Genomic DNA, 25,513 nt, shown 5'->3' on the forward strand with positions numbered 1-25,513 from the left:
ACGGCCTGGCGGCGGGGGTGGGGGTGGGGGCGGTCTGGCGGCGGGGGTGGGGGCGGCGTCGGGCGTGGTGGGCGGGCTGGCGTCGGGCGTGGCGGGCGAGCCTGACATCGGGCGTGGCGGGCGAGCCTGGCCTCTGGGGTGGTGCGCGGCCCAGCTTCCGGCGTGGTGGGTGGCCCGGCGTCCGGCGCGGCATACAACCCGGCGTCCGGCATGCCTCCCTGCCCGACGTCCGGCGCGATGCGCGGTCGGCGTCCGGCGTGACGCCAGGCCAAGCATCCGGCCAGACTCCGGGCGCAGCATCCTGCGCGGCGCGCTGCGTAGCATCCGGCGTGCCTCCAGGGCGGCCCCCGGCAGAGCATCCCGCGCAGCGCACGGCCAAACATCCGCCGTGCCTCCGGCAGAGCACCCGACGCGGCTCTCGGCAGAACATCTACCGAGACTTCCAGCAGAGCATCGCGCGCAGCGCACGGCCAGGCATCCGCCGCGACCACCGGCCGAGCACCGGGCACGGCTCCCGCCAGGGGATCCCACGCAGCGCACGACCAAACATCCGCCGCGCCTCCAGCTGAGCACCCGACGCGGCTCCCGGCAGAACATCTACCGAGACTTCCAGCAAGACTTCCTGCGCAGCCGCCCTGCCAAGCCCCCGGCGCGGCTCGCGATCGGCATCCCGCGCGGCAAGCGGCCACGCGCCCAGCGCGGCTCCCGGCCAAGCGCCCAGCCCAGCGCAGCCCATCCCAGCGCGGCACGGCACGGCGCGCGGCCGAACATCCGACACGGCCCCCAGCTCAGCATCCGCCCCAGCCACGGCCCGGCATCCGTCCCAGCCCACGCCCGCACACTCGCCCCAGCCCCCACCCCCACGCCCGCACATCCGCCCCACCCCGCACCCCCACGCCCGCACCACCCCGCCCCATGGCCAAACCTCTGACGCGGCTCCCGTCACCCTTCCCCCGGCAAGAAACCCACGTTCGGGCTCTTCCAGCGCGCGCCCCCGCATCCCCCGTCACAGGGTGATCGCACAGGGTGCAGCCGGTGACCGGGCGGCTGCCGTGAGCGAAGGGCCCCTGCATGCAGCCGATGCAGCCCACCACCCGCCGGATACGCTCGCGCCGCGTGGCCGCCCTCGCCACGGTGACCCTTCTGACGCTGACGGTCAGCACCTCCGCCGGCACCGGTCACCTCCCGGCGGGCTCCACGACGGCGGGCTCCATCGCGCTGGCCCGCTCCACGGCGCTCGGTCCCTGCATGATCACCGGCGCGATGGGCGTACAGATGGGCGAGGGCATACCGACCCAACCCGGATACGCCCGCTCCACCGGCACCGTCCGAGCCCTCACTCTGATGGTCGACTTCTCCGACGCGCCCGGCCCGGGCAGCGCACTCGACCGGCTCGCCGAGTTCTTCCCGCAGACCCAGAACTGGTTTCGCACCAGTTCCTACGGCCGCCTCGACTACCGCCCCGAGACCCCCATCCGCCACTGGCTGCGCATGCCCAAGCCCTTCAAGGCGTACGGCATAGAACGCGGCGCCCCCTTCGACCCCGGCTACCGCGATCTGGTCCAGGACATAGTGGCCACGGCCGACCCCGAGGTGGACTTCCGCTCGTACGACCTCCTGAACGTGCTGGTGACGCCGAACGCCGGGCCCTCCGCCCTGGACACCGTCCTGTCCGTCACCTTCGCCGGCAACACCGAGGCACCCATAGCCGACGGCGTCCCCGTCTCCAACGCGTCCTTCGTCTACAGCCGCCAGGACGACGGCTCCGGCTCCTACGCCGAGACCGGCTACCGGGTACTCCCCCACGAGAACGGCCACACCTTCGGCCTGCCCGACCTCTACACCCCGGAGGGCGGAGGCGCGGTCGGCCACTGGGACATCATGAGCGAGGACTGGGGAGCCGACAACGACCTCCTCGGCTGGCACAAGTGGAAGCTGGGCTGGCTCGACGAGTCGCAGGTGAGATGCGCCGCGTCGCCCGGGACGACGGAGTACACCCTCACCCCGCTGTCCCGGCCCGGCGGCGAGAAACTGGTCTTCGTACCCACCAGCACCAAGACGGGGTACGCCTTCGAACTGCGCACCCACGACGGCAACGACTCCGCCGTCTGCCGCCCCGGCATCCTCATCTACAAGGTCGACGCGGGCGTGGACACCGGAAACGGCCCCATCACCGTCTACGACTCCAAGCGCCACAGCGGCGGCTGCACCCGCAGCCCCAACGTCCACGCGGAACTCTCCGACGCCCCCTTCACCCCCGGCGAGTCCTTCAAGGACCCCAAGACCGGCATCACGATCGCGGTCACGGCGTCGGATCCGAACGGTGACTACCGGGTGTCCGTCACCCGCCGCTGACCGGCCGCTCCGCCTCCCCCGACCGGCCGCTCCCCCACCCCTCCCGGCCTCCGACCTGCTGACCTGGCCGTGCAAGGACTACGGTGTCTGTTCTGAGTCTCTTCGGAGATCCGCGACTGCGTCTCTTCAGAGATCCGCATCGGAGAGCCCATGCCATCGAACGTCGCACCGGCCCCCGGGACCGGCACCAGCAGCGCCGCAGGCGCCGAGGCCGCGGTGCCCGCCGAGGCCGTCACCCCCCTCATCCGCGGTATCGCCGTACTGCGGCGGCTGACCGACGCCGACGGAGTGTCCAGCCTCAGCGGTCTGGAGCGGTCCACCGGGCTCGCGCGCTCCACCGTCGACCGGATCACCGCGACCCTGGCGCGCCGGGGGTACGTACGCCTCGACGGCCGCGACGCCGTCCTGGCCCCCCGTCTGATGGAACTCGGCAACGCCTACCTGGCCGCCCTGCGCCTGCCCCGCCTCCTCGACGCGCACGCCGACGCCCTCGCCGACGAGCTCGACGAGTCCGTCTCGCTCGCGGTCGGCGACCAGGACGGCATCCGCTTCATCCACCAGGCGACTCGCCGCCGCGCCATGTCGCTGAGCTTCCGCATCGGCGACCTGCTGCCCGCCGAACGCACCGCGCCCGGCCCGCTGTTCGCCACCGAGTGGGGCGATCGGGAGTGGGCACGGTGGCGCGAGCGGCGCGCGGCCGACCCGGAGGACCGGGGGTTTCCGGCGGTCCCGGCGCGGAGCCGGCCGATCGAGTACGGCGAGGACGACCGAAACGATGAGAAGGACAGGATCGGCACGAACCGCACGAACCGCTCGAACGGCAAAAACGGCAAAGACCTCACCGTCGCCAAAGACCTCACCGTCGCCAAGGACCTCACCGTCGGCAAAAGCCTCGCGGCGGACAGGCCGGAGGAGCCGGGCGCCGGCCGAAGCGCACGTCGACTTCCCGCCCTCGGCGACGACTTCGAGCAGCGTACGGCCGAGGCGCGGGAGGCCGGCTGGGCGCTGGACGACCAGTTGATCGAACCGGGCCTGGTCGCCCTCTCCATGCCCGTACGGGAGGCGGGCCGCATCGCCTGTGTGGTGAGCGTGGTCAGCCACACCAGCCGGCACACCGCGGCCGATCTGCGCGACACCCTGCTGCCCCGGCTACGGGAGGCCGTCGCCGCGATGGAACGGGAACTGCGCGAGGCGCAGCACGCCGAATCCGCCACGCCCCGCACCGCCGCCACCCCCTCCGGCCTCGCCGTCTGGACCGGCGCCTCCAAGCAGGAACTGGGCCGGGAGTTCATCGAGTCGCTGGCCCGGGGCCTCACCGTCATCACCGCCTTCGGCGAGGGCCGCGCCGAACTGAACCTCACCGAGGTCGCCCAGGCCACCGGACTCGCCCGGGCGACCGCCCGCCGCGCCCTGATCACCCTGGAGCACCTCGGATACGTCACCGCGCACGACCGCGTCTTCCGCCTCACCCCCCGCGTGCTGGGCCTCGGCTTTCCTCCCCTGTCACGGACCTCGCTCGCCGAGATCGCCGCCCCGCACCTCACCGAACTCTCGCAGCGGCTGCACGACTCGGTGTCGCTGGCGGTCCTGACCGGCGACGAGATCCAGTACACGGGCCGCGTCTCCACCAGCCGCGTCATGAGCGTCCACATCACCATCGGCACCCGTCTGCCCGCGTACCCCACCGCGCTGGGCCGGGTGATGCTGGCGGACCTGCCCGAGCCCCCGCTCACCGAACTGCTCCCGTTGACCCCCCGCACGATCACGGACCCCGCTCGGCTGAGGGCCGTCCTGGACCGCGTACGGGAAGAGGGATACGCCCTGGTCGACGAGGAGTTGGAGGTGGGGCTGCGCTCGGTCGCGGTGCCGGTGCGCGAGCGCGGTGGGCGGGTCGTGGCCGCCGTCAATGTCGCGATGCACAGCAGCCGCCGTACGGCCGAGGAGTGCGTCGCCGAGGTGCTGCCGGAGTTGCGGGCCACGGTGGGGCGGATCGAGGAGGACCTGTGGGTGGCGGGACGGTTCCGTCGGGTAGCGCGGACGTGACGCGTCGGCGCGCACCCCTTGTGACGACCGTTTGAGCACGTGAACGCCCGTGTCCGGGCCACGGGAACGTGGTCCGGACACGGGCGGTAGCAGGTGTGGGGGGGTGCCCCTGGGCGTCAGTGGCTGACCTCCACGCCCCCGGCCGACACGACCTCCGCCACCCCCTCGCCCAACACACCCTCGTCCGCCGCACCCTCCTCCGACAGACCCTCCTCCGACGCGACCTCGGTCGCACCCTGGTCCGAGGCTCCGGCGGGCCCGCCGTCGCGCATCAGGAAGACGGCGAGTACGGCCGCGACCAGGACTCCCGCCCCGCCCGCCAGGAAGCTCGCCGACATCGCGCTGGTGAAGGCGTCGTGGGCGGAGGCGAGCAGGGACTTGTCGCCGGTGCGGGCGGCGACGGCGAGGGCGTCGCCGATCGAGTGGCGGGCGGCGGCCGGGGCGGCGGCGGGCATGTGGCCGGTGAAGGTGCTGGAGAGAACCGCACCGAGGACGGCGACACCGAGCGCGGCGCCAGCCTGCTGAACGGTGTCGTTGAGCGCGGAGCCCACACCGGCGTGCTCGTCCGGGATCGCACCCATCATGGCCGACATCGCCGCGGGCATGGTCAGCCCGCCACCGGCGCCCATCAGGCACATCGCACCGGCGAGGACGCCCCACCCACTCTCCGGGTTCAGCGTGGACAGCAGCCCGAACCCGGAGGCGATGACGAGGAGTCCGAAGACCACCATGGCGCGGTTGCCGGTCTTCGGCAGCAGGGCGGCGCCGACGCTGTTGAAGGCGAGGGTCGCGAGGGCCAGCGGGGTGAAGGCGAGACCGGTCTGGGTGGCGGAGTAGCCGAGGACGAACTGCAGGTACTGGGTCAGCACCAGCATCAGGCCGCCCTGGGCCAGGGTCAGCAGCACGAGGGAGAAGCTGGCGCCGGTGAAGACACGGTTGCGGTAGATCGAGACCGGGATCATCGGCGAGGAGCAACGGCTCTCCCACACCCCGAACCCGACCAGCCCGAGCACGGCGACGCCGAGCGAGAGCTGCGTGCCCTGCTGACCCAGCCCGCCCTTGGGAAACTCGATGATCGTCCAGATGAGCGCGGTCATGCCGACCATCGACAGCACCATGCCGATCGGGTCGGCCTTGCGCCAGGGTCCCTTGGACTCGGGCATGAGGACCAGCGCGGCGATGATCGCGAGACCGGCGATGGGGATGTTGAGGAGGAAGACGACCCCCCACCAGAAGTGGGCCAGCAGCGCGCCACCGACGACGGGACCACCGACGAGCCCGACCATGGCGACGGCGCTCCAGGCGGCGATGGCCTTGGGCCGTTCGGCGTCGTCGAAGACGGTGACCAGGATCGACAGCGTGCTGGGCATGATCAGCGCGCCCCCGACGCCCATCAGCACCCGCCCCAGGATCAGCGCCCCGGGCGTGGCGGCCTCCATGGCCACCACCGAGGCCGCCCCGAAGAGCGCGAGCCCGATGACCATCACCTTCCGCCGCCCGAACTTGTCGGAGAGGCTGCCCGCGGTCAGCAGCAGCCCGGCGAAGACCAGCATGTACGAGTCGAGGATCCACTGGAGGTCCTGGGCACTGGCCTTCAGGTCCTCGGCGATCGTCGGGATCGCCACGGTGAGAACCATGTTGTCGACGACCAGCACCAGGGTGCTGAGGCACAACACGATCAGGATGAGCCAGCGACGCGGATGACGGTCCATCTCATTACCTCTCGAACGGCGGGCTGAGCCGCACACACCGTGCGCTCCGTGGAACACCGTACGGCGATGCGCACACTGTATGCAAGAGGGAACACCGTACGGACCCATGGTCACCCGTACGCATCCTGCGCATGCTGTGCGCTACGGTGGCCGGACCGGGAGAGAGGAAGCCGTATGTCCCCCCAGGAGCAGGCCGAAGCGGGGCCGCCGACGCCCGTCCAGTCGGTGTGGACCCGCCCCCGAGCCGGCCGCGAACAGCCGGCGCTGAGCCGGGACCAGATCGTCGCCGAGGCGCTACGCCTGCTCGACTCCGACGGCATCGACGCCCTGAGCATGCGCAAGCTCGGCACCCGCCTCGGCGCCGGAGCCACCTCGCTCTACCGGCACGTGGCCAACAAGGACGAGCTCATCGAGCTGGCCATCGACGAGATCTACGGCGAAATCGAGATCCCCCGGTCCACCGACCCCGCGACCTGGCGCACGGACGCGACCCACTGCGCCCAGAGCCTGCGCGCGACGATGCTCCGCCACCCGTGGATCGCCTCGGTCCTCGGCGAGATGGGCATGTCGTACCTCGGCCCGAACGCGATGCGCCTGGCCGAGTTCCTGCTCGCCCTCTTCACCCGCGCGGGCCTGCCCACCACCGAGGCCGACCAGGCCGCCTCGACCCTCGTCGCCTACGTCACCGGCATGGCCACCAGCGAGGCCGCCTACCTCAACGTCCTCGCCCGCAGCGGCCACACCGAACAGCAGTACGTGGAAAGCCTCTGGCCCACCGCCGAACAGGCCGCCGAGTCCTACCCCCACCTCCGCGAGGGCTACGCCGAACAACGCGGCAAGGATCCCCGCACCGCCCGCGACGAGAATTTCCAGTACGGCCTCGACCGCGTCCTGGACGGCCTGGAAACCCGAATCACCCACTGACCGAACGCCAGAACCCCCACCCCACCGAATCCGCTACGCTAGTCGCCGGGTCTCACCGAGATCCCCCCGCCTTCGTAGCTCAGGGGATAGAGCACCGCTCTCCTAAAGCGGGTGTCGCAGGTTCGAATCCTGCCGGGGGCACAGTGCCTGACCAGGCATGGAGCATCAAAAAGGCCCCTCGGAGTTGATCTCCGAGGGGCCTTTTGACCTTCCATGGGAACGCCATGGGAACGCGCCGTTAGGCAGCGTCCTCTGTGGGAACCTCACCGCCCTCTTCCGCGGGAACGGCGGGCGTCTCCCCCTTCTCCTGGGGGTCGTTGCGCCGCGCCGCGGACCTGCGCGGAACCAGAGCAAGCGGGGCCTCGGCCTGAGCTTCCTCGAACTGCGGTAGTACCGAGGTGTACGTGTCGGCGGTCAGCGAGTAAGAGGAGTGGCCCAGCAGAGTCTGGATGGCCTTCATGTGCAGGCCGGCGGCCAGAGACAGGGTCGCGGCGCAGTGCCGCAGGTCGTGCAGCCGCACTGGCGGCAGGTTGAGCTTCTTCATCAGGCGCATGAACACCTGGGACAGGTACTCCGGGTGGTAGGCGCCTCCGTCCTCCCAGGTGAACACCAGGCCGGTGCGCTTCCAGGCCTTGGCGTGGGCCTCCCAGTCGGCGCGTTCCCTGTTCTGCCGCTCGCGCCACAGTTCCAGCAGCTTCCGCGTCTCGGAGTCCAGCTTGATCGTCCGCTCGCCGCTTTCGCTCTTGGGGGTGTCCTCCCACACGTCGTACGAGGAGGCCACGAGCTGCTCGCTGATGTGCACGGTCCCCTGCGCCAGGTCGGTCTCCGCCCACGGAAGGCCGACCGCCTCGCCGCGGCGTAGCCCCCTGAAGACCATGAGGTGGAACATCGGGTAGAGGCGGTGCTCGGCGACGGCGTCCAGGAACTCCCCTGTCTGTTCCGGCATCCACACCATGACCTTGCCCGGCTTCTCGCCGGTCTGGCGCCATGCCTCGATCCGGGCCGGCGTCCACACGAGCGGCTTGGGTCGGACGTACTTCGGCAGGACGACCTGCTTGGTCCAGTTCTCGGCGATCAGCTTCTCTTTCACGGCATCCTCCAGGGCGCCGGAGAGGGTGTTGAGCATCTTCACCTGCGTGCCGGGGCCGGTCACGTGCCAGGGCAGGGCGCGGGCTTCTTTCAGGGCGGTCTTGGCGTCTTCCCACGCCTGGCGCAGTTCCTTGGGCCGAGGCCGCTCCACGCAGTCCTTCCACGCGGTGCGGGCGGTGCGCTCGGCGGCGAGGGCCTGGTGCGCCTTCACGTGGTTCTCTGCGTGGACCTCGTTGTCGGCCCACAGCTTTTCGAACATCGACTGGATGTGGCGGGTGCGCAGTGACAGCAGCTTGATGGCGCCGAGGTAGGGGATGAAGACTCGCTCGATGTAGTCCTCGTATCCCTTGCGGGTGGACTTCTTCAGGTCGACGCGCTTTGCGAACCAGCGACGGAGGTAGTCGGCCACGGTCTCCTCACTGAGGACGTCCACGCCGTCCTGTGCGAGTTTCCATATCTTCTCGGCCTCGGCGGTCGCTTTCGTCTTCGTGTGGAAGCCGCCCTTCTTCGCCCGGGGGAGGCGCTTGCCGTTAGGGCCGGGCGGCAGCTCTATGGAGTAGTACCAAGAGCCGTGGTCTCGCTGCTTGAGCTTGGGGCAGGTCTTCTCCAGGTAGCCGATCTTCTGCTTTCCGTCGCTGTCGAGGACCGGCCGGCTGTCCTTGTCGACCAGCGGCCCCTTGCAGGAGCACCGTTTATACGTCTTGTCCTCGAACATCTCCCCCACCCCTACACCGAGTTGTCACTGTGAGCGCACATTCTTCCCTAGCGTTGCTTGGCTTGGCTGCCTGTAATGAGGTCCCGCGTGTATGGTGTGGCACATGTTGGCGCGGGGGAGATCGCGACAATGAGATGGCGACGACGAGCACTCTGGCTGCCGATCAGCGCGGAATGAGCCTGGATGAGGTCTTGGCACTGCCCGCGACGGTCAACGTCGTGACCGCGGCCCGCGCGCTGGGCATCGGGCACAACAAGGCGTACGACTTGATCAAGGCCGGTCAGTTCCCTGTGCGGACGCTGACGATGGGGAGCACGATCCGTATCCCGACGGCCGCCCTGTGGGAGGCGCTCGGGATCGCTTCGCTGCGTCAGGGACCTGTGCGGGCGGCTGGATGAGTGGGGAACGGTGGCATGCCGCGTTTGTACGGCTTCGACAACCAGTCTCTGACGCGTGTTCGCGCAGAGGAGCGCCAGGTCGTACGTGAGGCTGTGAGCCGTATCCGGGCCGGGCAGTCGCAGTCTGAGGTTGCGGCGTGGATGAACGCCGAGGGGCACCGCGGCACCATGGGCGGCGAGTGGACCAGCATGTCGCTGGGCCGTCTCCTGGACAACCCGGCGATCGCGGGCCTGGAGCGTGCCCCCGAGGGCGGTGAACTTGTCGAGACCGGCCGTGAGGCGTTGATCACCCCCGAGGAGTTCCGGGAGATGCAGCAGCGCCCTGGCAGGCGCGGCAGCGTCCGCTCAGGCGAGAGCCGCGAGCCTGACTACGAGTACCTGCTGGCAGGCGGGGCCACGGTGTGCGGCCAGTGCTCCACACCTATGACGGGGGGGCGTACCAGCGCCGGTACACCCTCCTACCGCTGCCAGACCAGTCGCGGAGGATGCGGCAAAGTCCGCATCACCGCGTCCCTGTTGGAAGATCACGTGGCCGAGCACGTCTTGGGCGAGTTGGCCCGCCCCGATTCGCGCGCCGTCCTGGAGCAGGCCCGCGAGGAGGCCGAGGCTGAGGCGCAACAACTGCGCGGGCGACTTGTCACGCTGGAGGAATCCCGCGTCGAACTGGCCGCACCGTATGCGGCCGGCCAGCTCTCACGGGACGCATTCGTAGCGGCAGACAAGCGCATCACCGAGGATCTGAAGGCGGCGCGATCCCGGCTGCGCTTTGTGGAGCAGGCCGCCGACGTGCCCTTGGGCGCGGTGGAGGACCTGGCCCGCTGGTGGGAGCACGCGCCGTACAGCTCCAAGCGGGCGCTGGTGCTGCTGCTCCTGGAAGAGATCGTCGTCCGTCCGGCGCGTGCCCGAGGAGTGCGCGATGTCGACGATCGGGTTGAGCTGAACTGGCGCGCTGCCGAGGCCGCTTGAGTTTGAGGCGGCAGCGCGCCGGATGTCACGGCTTCACGTCGTGATCAGGCGAGGTCGGCCACCAGTAGATGACCTCGTTCATCGTCTCCACGTCGAGAGTCTTGCGCAGGTCGCTCATCTGCTCGTTGGCCCAACTTGTGCTGATCCCGCACGCCTTCGCAGCCTGCTTCTGGTTCTTGCCGAGGCACAGCTGGCGCAGGATGGCCCGCTGGGTGGGATTCGTGTTCAGTGTTCCATCGGGGTTGCTGCCGCCCCGACCGCCGAGCCAGGGGTCTGCGCCCTCCCAGAAGAGGTCGAACACGGCGGCGATGAAACCACACACCAGAGGGTCGCGGACCAGGACTGCCTCTTCCGAGGAGTCGACGTCGGTGTTGTGAACAGGTATGAACGCGGCCTGGGTGTCATACATGACGATGCGTGGAAACGGCGTGTTGAGGGTGCGGATCTGTCCGCCGGCGGCGGCCATCTCGTGCGCCCACTCACCGACGTTGGCGACTCGGCGGACGGAGCTGTGGTACAGCGTGCGCAGTGCCAGGCCGCGCGCAAGGGCTTGCGGGTCGCGGGTCCTGGAACGGGTGAGGTCTTCGGCCGTGCGCTGGCCGGGCTGGGCGGTACGGACCACCTGGCGTGCGGCGGAATTCTGCTCGGCGATGCGTGTGTTGATGAGCTTCTTGCCGGTTAGAAGCTCCACCGAGCCGGTCGCGCGCGCCGCGTCGTAGTGATTGCGAAGCTGCATTAAGAAGTCGGGTAAGGCGCCGACGTAGGTGGTCAGTGAAGTCAGCTGCTGGTGCGCCAGGTTGACCATGTGCGCGTAGGTGTGGCGTGGCTCGACGGCGGCGTAGACATCCGCCTCATACGGGTGCGAGACCGCCAGGCCCACATCAACAAGTTCTTTCAAGCCAGCGGTCGTTGGATCCAGTTTGTCTCCCGCGAGGATGCGTAAGTAAGTGTCTATGGCCTGAGGAGATAAATCAGGCAGCTTCGGTACTTGTGGCACCTTTCGTACCCCTGACAATGTCCAGTGGGCGAAACCATGGGTAAGGAACGCTTGATGATCGCACAACATCACTACAGGGTGTTTACAAAAGGCGCACTTAATTCAACATGTGACGCCTCTTCGGGGCGGGTGATCTGAAGGCTGCTGTCGTGCGCCTGCCTCCTGACTCGGACAAGAAGGGGAACCTTGCATGGTCATTCGTCGTGCTTTGCGGCTCGTGGCTTCTGGTGCGCTCGTGGCGATTGCCGGCCTGGGCGTGGTCTCGGTAGTTGAGGCGCCCGCACAGGCGCGAGTGGTCGCCGAAGATCCGGCCGATCTTTCGTCGGTGACGGACCAAGCCCAGGGTGGGAGCGGCGCCCTGACCCCGCTCGACGACAGCTCCTGGTAACAAGCCGAGGGTAGGCCTGCCGGATACCTGGGAAGACGGGCCCAGGCCTCCGGTACGTGGGCCTCGGACGCTTTTGGGGGAAGTGCGGGGAAAACGGCGAGGGGTGGCGCGCGCGAACCGTTCGCGCGCGGCGACAAGAAGGGCGCTCGCCGCCCAGTTGGGGAGGAAGGACGTGGCTGTCGATCCGGCGCGCATCCGTCGGCGCATGCAGGAGGCCGAGGGATCGAACCGCCGCAGCCTGGAGGTACGAGAAGCACGGGTGGCGCTGCGGGCGCTGGCCGTGGTCTTGGATGGGGGGGCACACGAGGAGCCAGGCCATGCGGGGGTGGCGCTGGAGCAGGCAAGTTGACCTGAACCCCCATGCATGCAGAGGCGGGCGCGTCCCACAGCGCCCGCCTCTATGCACGTTCTGACCTGCGGAAATCGTCTGGAAAATTCCTTGCCCCCCACCCAAATGCAGCTAGAATAAGAGCACAGAGGCGAGGAATCGCCTCCGCCCGACCCGGCCTCTTGGAGCGAGCCATGACGATCCGCGAAATACAGATCACCGAGATCCATCGCAACCCGCAGCAGCCGCGAGAGCACTTTGACGAGGGTGACCTGAAGGAACTGGCCGAGTCCATCAAGCGGTTCGGCCTCATGCAGCCGATCGAGGTCCGCCGCATGCAGCCCGTCGAGGCCAGCGTGGACGGCGAGGTCCACGCCTATGAGATCGTCGCGGGCGTGCGCCGCTGGCGCGCCCACCAGATCGCCGAACTCGCAGAGATCAAGTGCATCGTCACCGAAGACGACCTGACCGTCCTGGAGCGTTTCAAGCGGTCGGTCGCTGAGAACATCAACCGCGCCGACATGACTCCGATGGAGGAAGCCAAGGCGTTCCGTCGGATCCTCGACGAGGAGGACGGCGCCGAGGTCGGCGCCGTCGCCAAGGAGTTCGGAAAGTCCACGCAGTACGTGAACCTGCGCCTGGCGCTGCTCAACCTGACCGAGGAAGTCCAGCAGCACGTCAACTCGGGCGCTATCGGCACCCAGGCGGCCGTGCAGATCGCGGCTCTGACGCCCGGCAACCAGGCGGCGGTCATGAAGAAGTGGGCGAAGGGCGCCTTCGCTGGCGACAACGATCTGGTGCACTTCGCGTACGCGCTCAAGCAGCAGCAGGGCCAGGTGGTCGCCATGATCATGGAGGAGATGACCCCCGAGGAGCGTGAGGAGCGGCAGCGCGACCGCACCAAAACCCGCTCAAGCATCGACCGGATCGAGCAGGTACTGGGCCTGCTGGAGGAGTTGGCCAAGGCGGACCCGATGAAGCTGGCGCTGGCCCTTGAGGGCGAGGTCGGCAAGCGCCTGGACCAGATGGACCGCGTCGCCGACGCGGTCACCAAGGCGCGGTTCAACATGCGGCAGGCCAAGGCGCACGCCGAGGCCCGCGAGATCGCCCGCCTGAACCCCGACGCCGAACACGAAAGCCTCGCCGCCCAAGCCAAGCCCAAGACCCCGGCCGAGCCCGCCACCAAGGTCGAGGCCGCCGCGCCCAAGCCGAAGGCCCCGGCCAAGCCGCAGGTACCGGCCAAGCGCAAGGCCCCGGCCAAGCGCGCCTCCTCCGCTGCCGTCTGACCCGAACCGGCCCGCCCCGCCCGGGGGCGGGCCATGCCTTGTGCCAACCACTGAAGGGAAACCCTGTGAGCGACGCCCCCAGCCGCCCCGACTGGCAGCGCATGACGCCCCAACACTTCGGCGCCCGCGCCAAGGCCAATCAGGACGCGCTGTTCCTCGTCGACGAGCCCGACGCCAGCGGCACCGACGCGCTGGACGGCTATGGCTTCGGCGCCGTCCTGTGGGCCGGAAAACCCGCCACCTCCCCGGCCGGCGCAGACGCCCTCGCTGAGTACCCGCGGCGTGCAGTCGAGTCCGACGGAACCGTCCACGCGGCCCGGTACGCCGAGGACCGCAATCACTTCACCACGAAGTGCGCCGAATACCCGGCTCCGGTCGTCGACCGGCTGGAGCACGGCAGCGACCGCAAAGTCACCTGTCGAAACTGCAATCGATAGATGTGCCACAACATTCGATCGTGGTACGTTCTGCTCGCTGATCGGGAACGGCTGCAGCCGCGGAACCGGCCCGTCAGCACTGCCGTGGCATGCGGCATCCCCCAACGGTGTCTGGCGGGTGGCAACCCCCCGCGCCCTACCCGCCAGACACCGGCACCGTCCATGCGGAGCCGCACGGGGACGCCGCTCCACGCACCCGCGAGTGGACCCGCCCACGCCACCAGGCCGGGCGGGTCCCCGCGTACCCAGGAGAAACCTCGTGACCGCGACCTACCGCTCCGACCATGCCGCCGACCCCGAGCTGTACGAGCGGCTCATGCGTGAACGCTACGGACCGCTGGACAAGGTCATGGCCGAACGAAGCGGACCCCGCTCACCTGCCCGGAGACCCCTGATGGACCGCGCCGACCGGGCCACCCCCGGCCCTGCCGCTGCGGCGCACCTCGCCGAGCTCAAAGAGGCGATCGCGCAAGGCCCTGTCGGCCAACCCGGCCCCGCTGTGCCCGTAGAGCAGCGCACCCCGCCAGCCCCCGGCATGACGTGGTGCTACGCGTGCGACGGCTGGTGCACGCCACAGGGCATCTGCGGCTGCAACGACCGGTAGGCGAGGACCGTTGCGCTACTTCCACGGTGGCGTCACCGGGCTCAAGCCCGGTGACCTCATCGCTGGTACGGCGGCCGCCGCCCTCCCCACCAACGACAGGAACCGCACATGAGCGCCTCCCCCATCGACGAGTTGCGCGCCGACACGGACACCTGGACCGCGCGAGGTCCTCGACGCGGCCGAGCCGACGGTGCAGCGCCTGATCGACGACCACACCGCAGCCCTGAACGCCGTCTACCGGGAACGCAACCACCTCGCCGCCCTCCACGCCAGCGTCCTCACGCCCGCGCCCGACGTCGGCGACGGCTGGCACCGGCTGTTTCCTGTGCGCCGGGGGTTGGCAGGTCACCTGGCCCGTCCAGCCCGCCGACCTGCTGCTGTTCGACCACGTCAAGCGTGTCCCCGCCGACGACGCCCGCGCCCGCTGGGACGGGCACACCATCGCCCAGAAGTACCTGCGTGCCCGTACCCACACAGCAGTGCTGTGCATGCCCGGCGAGACCAGCACCAGCGCCGCGACCTGTGCCAACAGCGGCCGGTGGTGCTGCTGCAGGCCTCCAACAGCACCGCTACGGTAGGCGGTACAACCCAACAACGCGACGGCCCCTGGCGGTTATGCCGCCGTCGTGAGGCTCTCTTGTCGGAGCTCGGCATCAATTCGTGGGGCTCGCCTCGCCAGGTGCGGCGGCAGCACATTCTGGGGTCAGCCCGAATTGCTGAATTCCCTCCGCCTCGTTTTGTCGTCCGGTTCGCCTGCGCTAGTCACGCCCAGCCAGCGACACTCAACAATATCGTGTTACGAGCTCTTACCGAAACTTTCTCTGAGTACGTCCTTGCCTGCCATCGTGAAGGTTGCAGCGACGTATTAGTGGGTTCCCGCCACGCTCGATTTTGACCCCTGCGCGAGCGTTTCCGTACGTGGTGCAATTTTCGATCACGCCATTCCCCTGGTCGAAGACAGTGACTCCCCAGCTTTTCCCGTCGTGTATGCGGCAATTTCGGAGGGTTGGATCGCCACCGGACGCTATACCTACACACGACATTCCATTCGCGAATATCTCGCAGCTTTCGATGGTGCCCCGCCCCTGACCGTACACCCAGATTCCGACTTCCTTGCCGTCGTGTACCTGGCACGCCCTGATAACGGGATCCCCTCCATTCGAGATTCCTATCCCTGCCTTGGTATTGCCGTAGATTTCGCAGTCTTCGATGGTGCCGCGGCCTTGCTCGCGCACCCAGATTCCGGCCTCCTCGCCGTCGTGTACTTGGCACGCTCTGATAACGGGATTCCCGCCCTCTGATATTTCTATCCCTGCCCTGGTATTGCGATAGATTTTGCAACCTTCGACAGTGGGTTCGCTACCGGAATCGATAACCACACCGGCCCGGGCGTTGCCGAAGATTTCGCATTCCTTGATTGTGCCCCCACCCTTCTCCAGCACCCATATGCCGGATGACTTACCGTTGTGGATGCGGCACGTCCATACAGTGAGATATCTAGCGGAGGAGATGACGATGCCGGTCTTATTGTTGCCATAAATATCACAGTCTTTGATTGCGCCTCGGCTTCGCTCGTCGAGTACGTAGATGCCAGCATCTGATCCGTCGTGAATGCGGCAGGATCGCACGGTTGGGTCGCCGCCGCTTGAGATTCCTATCCCTGCCCCGGTATTGCCGCAGATTTCGCAATCTTCGATGGTGCCGCGGCCTTGCTCGCGCACCCAGATTCCGGTCCCTTTGCCATCATGTACTTGGCACGTCCGGACGGTGAGGTCGCCGCCGGTCTCGATTGAGATGCCTGCGCCGTCGTTGCTGTGGATGTCGCATCCTTCGAACGTGCCCCGCCCCTTTTTGAGCACCCATACGCCGGATGACTTACCGTTGTGGATACGGCATGTGCGTACGGTGAGAGCAGCGCCGGAGACGACGATGCCGGCCTTGGCATTGCGGTAAATTTCACAGTCGTCAACTGCGCCACGGCTTTGCTCATCGTATATGTAGATACCTGCATCTGATCCGTCGTGAATGCGACAGGATCGCACGGTGGGGGCGCCGCCGGTCGTGATTGCGATGCCTGCGAGGATGTTGCTGTGGATATCGCAGTCGGTGATGGTCCCACGACCCTGCTCGTATACGACGATGCCGCTCTTGCAGTTGTGGATGCGGCAGTCCCGGACGGTCGGGTCACCGCCCGACTCGATCGCGAGGCCGATATTCACGTTGGCGAATATGTCGCAGTCGGCGATGGTGCCCCGGCCCTGCTTCAATATCCAGACGCCACGTCCTGGAGCGTCATGAATTCGGCACCCCTGGACGGTAGCGTCTCCCGCCCTGCTGATACATATTCCTCCTTGCGTGTTGGCGAATATGTCGCAGTTCTCGATGCTGCCGCGCCCCTGCTCATACACCCACACGCCCCCCTCGTTTTCATGGATGCGGCAACCCCGAACAACAAGATCACCGCGGGACCTGATGGCGATCCCGTCATAGGCATTGGCATAGATGTCACAGTCCTCGATAGCGCCACGCCCCTGCTGGAAGGCGTAGACGCCAGTGCGCTTTCCGTTGTGGATGCGGCAGCCTCGTAGTAGGGCGCTGGTTTCGGACCCGCTAATGGCTACACAGGCCAGGGAGTCGGACGTGATGTCGCAGTTTTCAAGGAGCATGTGACCCTGCGACGCTTCGACGCCGAAGAAGGCGCGCTGCACTGTCGCGGCCCGGCCGCGGAGCGTCAGCCCGCGGATGCGTCCGTAGTCGGTTCGCAAGCGGACACAGTCCGCGTCCGTGGTCTCCACGACAATCTCCTCAAGCGGACCGTCGCCCACGATCTCCAGGGATTTTTCCAGGACCAGGCCCTCCTGGTAGACCCCCGGCCGGACCAGGATCCGGGTGCCGGGATTAGCTGCGGTGATAGCGGCAGAGATGCTGCGATGGTGTGCCGGCCCGGTGGGGGCAACCACCAGGGTCGGGGGCGGGGGCGCCTCTGACCCCATCCCTGCGGCTGTTGACCAGATCGCCTCCTGGGGAGGCGGCGGACCAGCGGGGACTGCCGGAGCAGGCGTCACGCCCAGGGCGAAGATCCATGTCTCCACGGCCCACTGCGCCGCATGCCTCGTGAGGTGGCGCTGGTCCTCAAGGTATTGGGTGAGACTTGCTGGCTGGAGCGATGCGAACGGGCCGCTCTGTGAGTCAAGAAGTTTCTGAGGCACCCGCGCTTCCGCAGCGGCCAGCAGTAGGAATACTTCTGGAGAATGGTCTCCTGCCAGGTCCATCAGGAGCGCCTTCAACCGGCGAGGGTCCTCGGTCACGGAACTCCCGTCCCGTGCCACGATGTCGCGCAAGATCTCCCGGATTTGCTCATGCATGGAGGTCTCACTTTCTCGGGCCGAGCAGGTGGGGTGTCGTCGGCCGGTGCGCCGTGTGCTCGGGGCCGCACTGGTCCCCCGGTCCGGTCTTGGGCTGCGGGCGGCTTCCGGGCTATGTCCGGAGGTCGCCCGCTACGCGACCGAAGTTGATCTTCCGGCCGTCCTCGAGCGGTACAGTCCGGCCCGGGGCGACGTCCCGTTGGATTCCATCGGATCCGGTGAACGTCCAGAGCTGGTCGCCGAGGTTCTTCAGGCCCCACTGTCCTTTGCGGGCTGGATTTTCGTACAGTTCGGCGAGGACGGTGGAGAAGTCGTAGCGGCGGCTGGGGTCGAGGTGGTGGGGGTAGAGCTTGGTGTCCGGGGTTAGGACGACGATGGGTGCGCCGGGGCCGAGCCGCAGCCGGCCGGGGGCGCTCATGCTGAGGCCGCAGGCCAGGCAAGTCCCCGATGGTGGGGTTGAATGGACGTCGTAGAAGTTCTCGCGCCCGCAGTTGGGGCAGGGCAGCACGCAGTCGCGCAGTTGGGCGAGGGCCTGCTGCCACTGGCTTTCGCCGACCCGCGCGTGGGGGTCGCGGATCCCCGTGGTGAATGCCTGGGTGAACAGGTCGCGTAGGAATCGGGGATAGAGGGGCCATAGGGCGATCGCGGCATCGTGTTCCCCGGGGACTGGCCGGTTGGAGTCGTCGTGGGGGTCGTAGATGAACACCGGCCGTTCGCCGCACAGCCGCCGGAGGGCGGCGGGATCCAGACAGTGGATGTCCATCTCGGCCCTGCCGCGCAGTGGGTGGTCGTTGATGTACAGGTGGAACAGCAGGACGGCCAGTGACCACAGGTCGGTCTCCCGGCTGGGGCTCGCGGTCTCCAGGATGATTTCTGGTGCCACGTAGGCGGGTGTTCCCCAGATGTCCGAGGGGTGTCCGTCCGTGGACACGTGGTCGTTGTCGCAGACGACGATGTCGCCGGTCGCGGGATCGAACATGACATTGTTCCGGGAGACGTCGCGGTAGGCGAGGCCGCAGCTGTGGAGCTGCCGATAACTGTCCGCGAGTTGGAACCCCGCGGTGGCCAGGACAGAAAGTCTCGGCTTGATCCTGCGGGCGAGGAGATCGGCAAGGCTACGGAAGCGCGTCCGATCGATCAGGGGCATGATGTACCCGAAGGGTTCCCCGTCCGGCGGAGGGGAACCGCTTCGGCTCACCAGTGCGAGCGGCCACACGAACCGGGCGTTAGGTGCCCCCTTCTCCAGGAGCTGCTCCAGGGAGTGCCATTGCCGGAGGGTGGCGCTGGCGGGGTTGTACCACTTGACGGCCACGGCATTGCCGTTCAGGTCGCCCGCGTACACCTCGCCTTCTCCTCCACCGGCAATGTGCTCGTCGATCCTGCACTCGGTCGAGGAGAGAGTTCGCAGGACAGTTCCGGTAGCGAGACGCTTAAAGGTCATCGCTCCTCCGTTTCATCGAGTGTCACTCGATGCGCTGGTCGCTTCGCCAGGTGACGGCGACGGTGATGTCGTCGCCTGATCCTTCGCTGGTGTAGCGGGTTAGGGCGGTCTCTAGCCGTTCATCCAGCTCGCCGGACGGTGTTTTGCTGGCAAGTTGGCCGACGCCGTCGATGAACTGGGTCATTCCGGTGGCTTCGGGAAAGGAGGTGGCGAGACCATCGGTGGCTGCGAGCACCAGCCTGGGATGCAGGACCTCGGTGGGCACGACGGCGATGCGGACATACCGCCACGCGTCCGGCATGACGAGCGATGTTGCGTCCGTGCCAAGGTTCAACGGCTCGGCAGGCAGCGGTGCGAGTATCTCGCCGCTCTCGGTGGCGACGTGCAGAGTACCGTCGCCGAGCTGGAAGAACACGCAGCAGTACTCGGTCAGTAGGGCGAATATCAGCGTCGACCCGTAGACGTCGATGGCCTCCTCGAGGGGAACGGGCGGTGCCGAAGCCCCGCCAGTCGCGGGCGCGGCCTGTGAGGTCGACATGCCAGGCCCCGGCCTGACGTCGCCAGCCTTGGGGGGCTCAGAGCCGCCCCTCGCGGCCTGGATGCCGGTCTCTTGGCCGCCGCGCAGCGGATCTACTCGCAGATCGGCGGTGACCAGCTCATTCCAGCGGCGGACGACGAATCGCGCCAGATCTTCGTCGAGCCAACGAGTGAACTCCCGCACGGCATTGCGGTGCCGCTCCAACCTGTCGAGGTGGGAAACCATGGCCCGGGCCGCCTGCTCGGCCACCTCGCACGCCAGTAGTGCTCCCATCTCACTTCGCACATAGGGGTCAGCGCCGTGTCCGTCGGCGACCGCGATGAGCCGGCGCCGCGAGGGCAGGCCCCTCGTCGGCCAGATCGCGAGGGCGTCCTGGTTGCGGCGTCCTTTCCGTCGGTGGGCCGCACCGCGCACGGAACAGCCTGTGGCGTACCACAGCGGGCCGGAGACAGGGCCCTCGCCCGGCGCCTGATCAGAAGACAACGTCGCCTCCGGGGTCATCCGCTGGAGGCAGCACCACCACGTTCTTGCCATGATGCTGCCTGTCGGCGGCGGCGGCCCCGACCACCTTGGTTGAAGCCCAGCGGATGTGGTCAGTCAACTGCTCTGGGTTGTTCGCGTCGAGCACCGGGTACTCCGGTCCGGTGAACTCCCGCAGGACGTCCCTGTCCGCGTCATCGCCGATGGCGATGGCGACGCGGACCGCCTTCTTGGCCCACAGTTCGCTGTTCAGCTTCTCCAGCCCGCTGGAGAAGTCGTCGGTGGGCTGGCCGTCGGTTACCAGCGCGAGCACCGGCGGAAGCCCGCGCTCCACCATCGGCGGCATCTTGAGCTGATCCGCGATCTCTGACAGCGCGCCCCCCATCGCCGTCCTCGCCCCGTACGTGGCGTCGAGAGTCGTCCAGGCGAATTTATCGACGAGAGTCGGTTCGGTAATCCATGACGGAACATCGTCGAACTTCAAGACCCGAACCCACACCTGGGCTTCCACGTGCTCACGGGCCGCGTCACGCATGTGAGGAAGCGCCTCTTTGACCGCAGTGTTGAGCTGCTGGATCTTCGATTTTTGAGTCATCGACCCGGAGGTGTCCACAATCCAGAAGAAGTGCAGCGGCCTAAAGCTGACTGGAATATCGAGCGGATCCCTCGGCATAGACCTTGGCTCCCTTCGTTCAACTGGGGCGTTGGAGGTCTGGATACGGCCCTTCCGAAACCCAGCGGATATGGGCCGTCAGCTGGTCGGGGTTGTTCGCGTCGAGCACAGAATATTCCGGTCCTGCGAACCTGCGCAGCGCCTCTTTATCGGCGTTGTCGCCGATGGCGATGGCAATGCGGACCGCCTTCATCCCCCATGGTGCGCTGTTGAGCTTTGCAAGTCCGGCTGTAAAGTCATCAGTACAGTGACTTCCGGACAGTAGCACCAGCACCGGCGGAAATCCCCTGTGGGGCATCGGCGGTATATGGCACTGTTCCCCGAGCTTGGTCAAGGCACTTCCCATGCTGGTCAGTGCCTGCTCCGTGGCGGCGAGGTCTTTCCACTCGAAGTCGTTGAGATCCGTCGACTTGCCGACCCACTGGGATGTGTTGTCGAACTTTAAGACCCGAACCCACACCTGGGCTTCCACGTGCTCACGGGCCGCGTCACGCATGTGAGGAAGCGCCTCTTTGACCGCAGTGTTGAGCTGCTGGATCTTCGATTTTTGAGTCATCGACCCGGAGGTGTCCACAATCCAGAAGAAGTGCAGCGGCCTAAAGCTGACTGGAATATCGAGCGGATCCCTCTGCATACCTTGGCTCCCCAACGGCGTGGGCCCTTGGTTGCTCAGGCACCCGGTTCCGGCTGCTCGTTCTGCACCAGCGGACGGTCGAGACGAGACAGCTCAGCCTGCTCGTGCTTGGCCCCGGTGCCGGGTAGCGGGGTATTCGAGCAATCGTCCATCAGCAGCGCGGTCTGCTCCAGCACCAGCCGACTGACGCGGGGATGGCTGAGCTCCTTGTACTCGACGGGCCGCCACTCGACGTCGTCTTGCGACCACCAGAGGCGGAATTCTGCGTTGTACGAGCTCCTGCACGTAATGGCCGGTGCCGTTCGTCACCCATCCGCGCTCCCGGGTGTCCAGGACGGACACCTACATTTCCAGGCTGGCATGTGCCTGGCGCGCTGTCCACCGGTCGCCATTTCTGGCGCGGAGGGCGAGTCGGCGCCGTGTCCGTCGGCGACCGCGATCAACCTGCGCCGCGCGGGCAGGTCCCCCGAAGGCCAGAGATGCCGACCTAACTCGCCCGGCACACTACGCGGTCCGCTGGCCTGCAATAGGACCGGTCAAGGTTCAGCGAGATCGGCCAAGGGCCGGTGAACCAGGACATCTGCGAGTCCTTGAATACGGCTGCGGCCCCGGCCGAGGATGTGCCACGAACCTGAGATACAACACCGTGGCATCGCTCATGAGGCAGTCGGAACGCCGCAGGCCAGCACCGTGTCAGGTGCCACCGGCACCGACGTTACAACCCAGCTTACGAGCCGACACCACGCCCGGAATGCCAGTCGGGCCCCAGACCCGCCCCGTGTGGTTGCCGTCCAGGAGATGGCTTGCTGCAGGCGCCCAGATACCCCAGAGAGCCGCCTTTCAGCTCGGCTGGGCCGTGCGATTGATCAGGCTGCCGTCCGCGCTCGTTCGCCTCTGTCAGTGACGGCCTGACCCGGCCGAAGGATGAGTCACCGAGATCGGCCGGCGACGTTTGCCCGATAGCGTTCCAACACTCCGACGGACAGTGCTGAAGCGGCCATCAGACCCAACACGATGGAGCTCGAACCCCCGCTGTGCTCGCGCTGCCAGACACGGAGTCCGCCCAACAGGACAACGAGCCCGAGCAGCGCGACCTGTATCCGCCTGATGACCACGGTCCGCCGGCTATGGCCACCGAGGAGCAGTGGATCGCCCTGACCTGCGATGCGCTGCCCGACCGGCCCGAGCTGACAGCATCCCAGCGCGCGGGTCGACATCGGCAAGGGCGAGACGCGGGCTCGGGACCTGCTGCGCGCGGTTCGCAAGCCTGCCGCCGACGCGCAGCTGGAGCTGCTGAGCGCATGATCCTCTAAGGTTGGCGAGCGTAGGGCGCGGGGGCACGCTCCTACACGAAGGGCTCCTGCTGTGAGTGCTGCGCCCGCCCGCATTCCCGAGTCGCTGCTGTCGCTGGCGGTGCCGGTCGACGAACTGACCGGCTACCACCGCAACCCGCGCACCGGCGACGTCGACGCCATCGCCGAATCCCTGCGCGTCAACGGCCAGTACAAGGCCATCGTCGTCAACCGCGGCACCCACACCGGCCGCCCCAACGAGATCCTGGCCGGTAACCACACCTGGGCCGCCGCCAAGGAGCTCGGCTGGGAGCAGATCGCCGCGACGTGGGTCGACGTCTCCGAGGAGGACGCGGCCCGCATCGTCGTCGTCGACAACCGCACCTCCGACCTCGCCGGGTACGACAGTGAGCTGCTGGCCGACATCCTGGAGGACCTGCCCGACCTCGACGGCACCGGCTACGACCAGACCGCCCTGGACAAGCTCCTCGACAGCCGGGCTCTGCCCGACACGATCGACCTGCCCTCCGACGGGCAGGGCACCGGGGCCATGGCCAAACTGGAGTACCTGCAGTGGGGTTACCTGCAGTGGTCCACCACCCGCGTGCAGATCACCGCGGCGGAGGTAGAGACCCTCAACTCGATCTACGAGCGGTACCTCTCCCAGTCCCGCACCGACCTCGGTTTCGGCTGGCACCTGCTGCAGGAGGCCCACGCCGATACCGCCGAGGTGCCCGGCGACAGCGAGGACGCCCCCGACGACCAGGTCGAGCCCGCTGGCGACGACACCGACGCCGACACCGAGGACGAGGACGAATGAGCAGCGAGCCCGGTATCAGCGCCCCCAACAGCAGCGGCCCCACCACCACCTTCTACGACGCGTATCCGCTGAAGGATCTGCGCCCGGCCGAGTACAACCCGCGACATCTGTCCGAAGAGGCCTTCGAGCGGCTGCAGGCGTCCATCGCCCGTCACGGCGTCGTCAAGCCGGTCATCCTCAACGCCAACGGAACCCTGGTCGCAGGCCACCAGAGAACCAAGGCCATGACCGCCATGGGAATGATGCACACCCCTGCGGTGATGCTCGGCCAGGTCGTGCGCCTGACCGACGAGATCCAGTTCAACCTCCTACACAACCGTGTCGAGACCGAGGCGAGCGTTGTGTACGCGCAGCCCGGCCCCATCGGCCAGTGGTCATGGATCCCGTGGCAGAGCATTGATGTGGCCGTCTCCCGCAACAAGCCGTTCCAGCAAGCCATTTCCCACATGACCGGCGGCCACGGCGCGTGGGGCAGCGTCGTCATCGACGACCAGGGGCAGATCGCACTGAACGCCGAGTACGCGGTGGTCGCCGCCGCGAACCACTTCGACGTCCTCGCTTGGACCTGCCCGTCCCTGGACGCGGCGCAGCTGGTCGCCGACCTCACCGGCGAGTACGGCGTGTACGACTGGTCCGGCCTGGAGGACCAGGCCCCCGTCTACAACCAGCACATCGTGCAGCCCAAGCGGCTGCGCCAGTACACCTCGCTGCGCAAGCAGGGGAAGCTGGCCTACAAGTCGGAAGTGTGGGAGAAGCTGGCGCTGCCGCGGCTGCGCGAGCGCCCCGAGACGCGGGTGGTGGACTTCGGCGCTGGGCACGGCGACTACGCGAAGAAGCTGCGCCCTGAGGGCTACAACATCGACGACTACGAGCCGTACCGTACGACCCCCGGCAAGTACGCCGTGGACGTCAAGGGCGTCGTCTCGATGATCCGCACGATCGAGCGGCGGCTGGCCGAGCACGGCCTGTACGAGATGGTGGTCCTGGACTCTGTCATCAACGCCACCACGTCGCTGGACTACCAGCACTGGGTGCTGACGGCCGTCAACGCGCTGTGCGCCAGCGACGGCACGGTGTGCATCGGCACCCGCAACCTGCTGGTGGAGCAGGCGTTCGAGGCCAAGCAGCACAGCACCAGCGCCAACGACTCCACCCGGCTGTCGTTCTTGGACGCCCAGAACGTGGACATGCGGTTCATGCAGGGCAAGTGGATGCGGATCCGCTACCACACCCCCGAGTCGCTGACCGAACTGCTGGGGGCGTACTTCGGGCAGGTGAAGGTCGCCGGCCGTTCCAACGCCACACTCAGGGCCGTGTGCAAAGACCCCCTGCCGCTTTCTGACCTCGATTACGAGAAAGCCCTCGACGAGGAATTCAATATGCCTTACCCCAACGACTTCCAACACGGGCGCCATAAGAAACTCGTGGAAATTTTGATAAAATTGGTTAAAGAAAGGAATGTCGCCGGGCCTTAATTCTGGGCCCTAATTCGAAGGGGAAATGCACGCATGTCACAGCCGCCCGTCAGGGTCGGTATCAACGCCGCCGCACCGTACCTGATCATGTGGCTGGCCGGGGTTCGCAACGTGAACCTCGACCGCCACTGCCTGGAAACGTTCGGCTGGTCTGACCGCCACCCCGTCAACCCGAGGGCACCCCGCCAAAATGTCACCCTGCCGGCGGAGAACCCGCCGCTGGCCTGGTACTTGTGCGCCCTGCCTCATCCCTGGGAATGGTCGAAGAACGCCCACCTGGCCTTCGAGTACGCCGAAGACCACCGGTGGGAAGGCCCCGCCATGGTGCGCGGCCTGCAGGTGACCCTCGAAAACGCTCGCCCCATCACCGGATGGGGCGAGCATTCGATACCCGCCACCGCCACCCGCCGGGCCCAGTGGAGGTACCGCACCTGCCGCAACTGGCAGTTCGCGTGGTGGCTTCGAACCAACCGGAACGCACCCGACACCCCGCCCCCCAGCTGGCAGCCGCCCAACGATCCTGACACTCCCGAGCAGCTGACCTTCCTGTAGG

At 67.5% G+C, this 25,513-nt stretch carries 21 protein-coding genes and 1 tRNA gene; 13 read left to right on the plus strand and 9 right to left on the minus strand.

The genetic code is table 11. The features are described from left to right. Window positions 1–1,071: 1,071 nt before the first annotated feature. Window positions 1,072–2,355: a M6 family metalloprotease domain-containing protein gene (locus tag KVT44_RS39105; RefSeq protein WP_099922176.1), complete on the plus strand. Its 1,284-nt coding sequence runs from the start codon at window positions 1,072–1,074 to the stop codon at window positions 2,353–2,355. Between the two features lie 150 nt (window positions 2,356–2,505). Beyond that, window positions 2,506–4,398, plus strand: coding sequence for an IclR family transcriptional regulator C-terminal domain-containing protein (locus tag KVT44_RS39110; RefSeq protein WP_217572427.1), 1,893 nt, complete (start codon window positions 2,506–2,508; stop codon window positions 4,396–4,398). A gap of 116 nt (window positions 4,399–4,514) precedes the next feature. Here the strand turns inward: KVT44_RS39110 and KVT44_RS39115 are convergent, their stop codons facing one another. After that, a complete protein-coding gene (locus KVT44_RS39115; RefSeq protein WP_217572429.1) occupies window positions 4,515–6,110 on the minus strand; it encodes an MFS transporter in 1,596 nt (531 codons plus the stop codon). A 174-nt stretch (window positions 6,111–6,284) separates the two neighbouring features. Between KVT44_RS39115 and KVT44_RS39120 the strand changes: the two genes are divergently transcribed. Together KVT44_RS39120 and KVT44_RS39125 are read left to right on the plus strand one after the other, a co-directional pair. Next, window positions 6,285–7,034 carry a TetR/AcrR family transcriptional regulator gene (locus KVT44_RS39120; protein WP_217572431.1) on the plus strand — a complete coding sequence of 250 codons (750 nt, stop codon included), beginning with the start codon at window positions 6,285–6,287 and terminating at the stop codon, window positions 7,032–7,034. A gap of 68 nt (window positions 7,035–7,102) precedes the next feature. Then, window positions 7,103–7,175, plus strand: a tRNA-Arg gene (locus tag KVT44_RS39125). A gap of 97 nt (window positions 7,176–7,272) precedes the next feature. Here KVT44_RS39125 and KVT44_RS39130 read toward each other — a convergent pair. Further along, a complete protein-coding gene (locus KVT44_RS39130; RefSeq protein WP_217572433.1) occupies window positions 7,273–8,838 on the minus strand; it encodes a site-specific integrase in 1,566 nt (521 codons plus the stop codon). Between the two features lie 134 nt (window positions 8,839–8,972). Between KVT44_RS39130 and KVT44_RS39135 the strand changes: the two genes are divergently transcribed. Continuing rightward, complete coding sequence (locus KVT44_RS39135; RefSeq protein WP_254650534.1) at window positions 8,973–9,236, plus strand: helix-turn-helix domain-containing protein; 264 nt, start codon at window positions 8,973–8,975, stop codon at window positions 9,234–9,236. Window positions 9,237–9,251: 15 nt separating this feature from the next. Next, window positions 9,252–10,202, plus strand: coding sequence for a recombinase family protein (locus KVT44_RS39140; protein WP_217572435.1), 951 nt, complete (start codon window positions 9,252–9,254; stop codon window positions 10,200–10,202). A 25-nt stretch (window positions 10,203–10,227) separates the two neighbouring features. Here the strand turns inward: KVT44_RS39140 and KVT44_RS39145 are convergent, their stop codons facing one another. Further along, window positions 10,228–11,199 (minus strand): hypothetical protein, encoded by a 972-nt coding sequence (locus KVT44_RS39145; protein WP_217572437.1) that lies wholly within the window; start codon window positions 11,197–11,199, stop codon window positions 10,228–10,230. Window positions 11,200–11,389: 190 nt separating this feature from the next. Here KVT44_RS39145 and KVT44_RS39150 point away from each other — a divergent pair, with 190 nt between their 5' ends. From KVT44_RS39150 to KVT44_RS39165, 4 genes are all read left to right on the plus strand, one after another. Beyond that, entirely contained in the window at window positions 11,390–11,587 is a 198-nt protein-coding gene (locus tag KVT44_RS39150; protein ID WP_217572439.1) for a hypothetical protein, read from the plus strand. A 522-nt stretch (window positions 11,588–12,109) separates the two neighbouring features. Then, window positions 12,110–13,201 carry a ParB/RepB/Spo0J family partition protein gene (locus tag KVT44_RS39155; RefSeq protein WP_217572441.1) on the plus strand — a complete coding sequence of 364 codons (1,092 nt, stop codon included), beginning with the start codon at window positions 12,110–12,112 and terminating at the stop codon, window positions 13,199–13,201. 65 nt (window positions 13,202–13,266) lie between these two features. Further along, window positions 13,267–13,638: a hypothetical protein gene (locus KVT44_RS39160; protein ID WP_217572443.1), complete on the plus strand. Its 372-nt coding sequence runs from the start codon at window positions 13,267–13,269 to the stop codon at window positions 13,636–13,638. Between the two features lie 259 nt (window positions 13,639–13,897). After that, on the plus strand, window positions 13,898–14,242 hold the full coding sequence (locus KVT44_RS39165) for a hypothetical protein (protein WP_217572445.1): 345 nt from the start codon (window positions 13,898–13,900) through the stop codon (window positions 14,240–14,242). A gap of 806 nt (window positions 14,243–15,048) precedes the next feature. Here KVT44_RS39165 and KVT44_RS39170 read toward each other — a convergent pair. From KVT44_RS39170 to KVT44_RS61170, 6 genes are all read right to left on the minus strand, one after another. Further along, window positions 15,049–17,607, minus strand: a complete 2,559-nt coding sequence (locus tag KVT44_RS39170; RefSeq protein WP_217572447.1) for a right-handed parallel beta-helix repeat-containing protein — start codon at window positions 17,605–17,607, stop codon at window positions 15,049–15,051. 112 nt (window positions 17,608–17,719) lie between these two features. Next, a complete protein-coding gene (locus KVT44_RS39175; RefSeq protein ID WP_217572449.1) occupies window positions 17,720–19,048 on the minus strand; it encodes a protein kinase in 1,329 nt (442 codons plus the stop codon). Window positions 19,049–19,070: 22 nt separating this feature from the next. Beyond that, window positions 19,071–20,087, minus strand: a complete 1,017-nt coding sequence (locus KVT44_RS39180) for a protein phosphatase 2C domain-containing protein (RefSeq protein ID WP_217572451.1) — start codon at window positions 20,085–20,087, stop codon at window positions 19,071–19,073. Further along, entirely contained in the window at window positions 20,059–20,739 is a 681-nt protein-coding gene (locus KVT44_RS39185) for a VWA domain-containing protein (RefSeq protein ID WP_217572453.1), read from the minus strand. The genes KVT44_RS39180 and KVT44_RS39185 overlap by 29 nt, the downstream gene beginning before the upstream one ends. A gap of 19 nt (window positions 20,740–20,758) precedes the next feature. Then, on the minus strand, window positions 20,759–21,373 hold the full coding sequence (locus KVT44_RS39190; protein ID WP_217572455.1) for a tellurium resistance protein: 615 nt from the start codon (window positions 21,371–21,373) through the stop codon (window positions 20,759–20,761). A 35-nt stretch (window positions 21,374–21,408) separates the two neighbouring features. Continuing rightward, window positions 21,409–21,663 carry a hypothetical protein gene (locus tag KVT44_RS61170; RefSeq protein ID WP_368857601.1) on the minus strand — a complete coding sequence of 85 codons (255 nt, stop codon included), beginning with the start codon at window positions 21,661–21,663 and terminating at the stop codon, window positions 21,409–21,411. 1,075 nt (window positions 21,664–22,738) lie between these two features. Between KVT44_RS61170 and KVT44_RS39200 the strand changes: the two genes are divergently transcribed. The 3 genes from KVT44_RS39200 to KVT44_RS39210 are packed head-to-tail and all read left to right on the plus strand — an operon-like array spanning window position 22,739 to window position 25,512. After that, entirely contained in the window at window positions 22,739–23,485 is a 747-nt protein-coding gene (locus tag KVT44_RS39200) for a ParB N-terminal domain-containing protein (RefSeq protein ID WP_217572459.1), read from the plus strand. After that, window positions 23,482–24,960 carry a ParB N-terminal domain-containing protein gene (locus tag KVT44_RS39205; RefSeq protein WP_217572461.1) on the plus strand — a complete coding sequence of 493 codons (1,479 nt, stop codon included), beginning with the start codon at window positions 23,482–23,484 and terminating at the stop codon, window positions 24,958–24,960. The genes KVT44_RS39200 and KVT44_RS39205 overlap by 4 nt, the downstream gene beginning before the upstream one ends. 33 nt (window positions 24,961–24,993) lie before the next feature. Then, the gene (locus tag KVT44_RS39210) at window positions 24,994–25,512 is read left to right on the plus strand and encodes a hypothetical protein (RefSeq protein ID WP_217572463.1); all 519 of its coding nucleotides are present in this window, start codon (window positions 24,994–24,996) and stop codon (window positions 25,510–25,512) included. Window position 25,513 lies beyond the last annotated feature (1 nt).

Source organism: Streptomyces sp. GbtcB7 (assembly GCF_019091445.1).
Taxonomy (GTDB): Bacteria; Actinomycetota; Actinomycetes; order Streptomycetales; family Streptomycetaceae; genus Streptomyces; species Streptomyces mirabilis.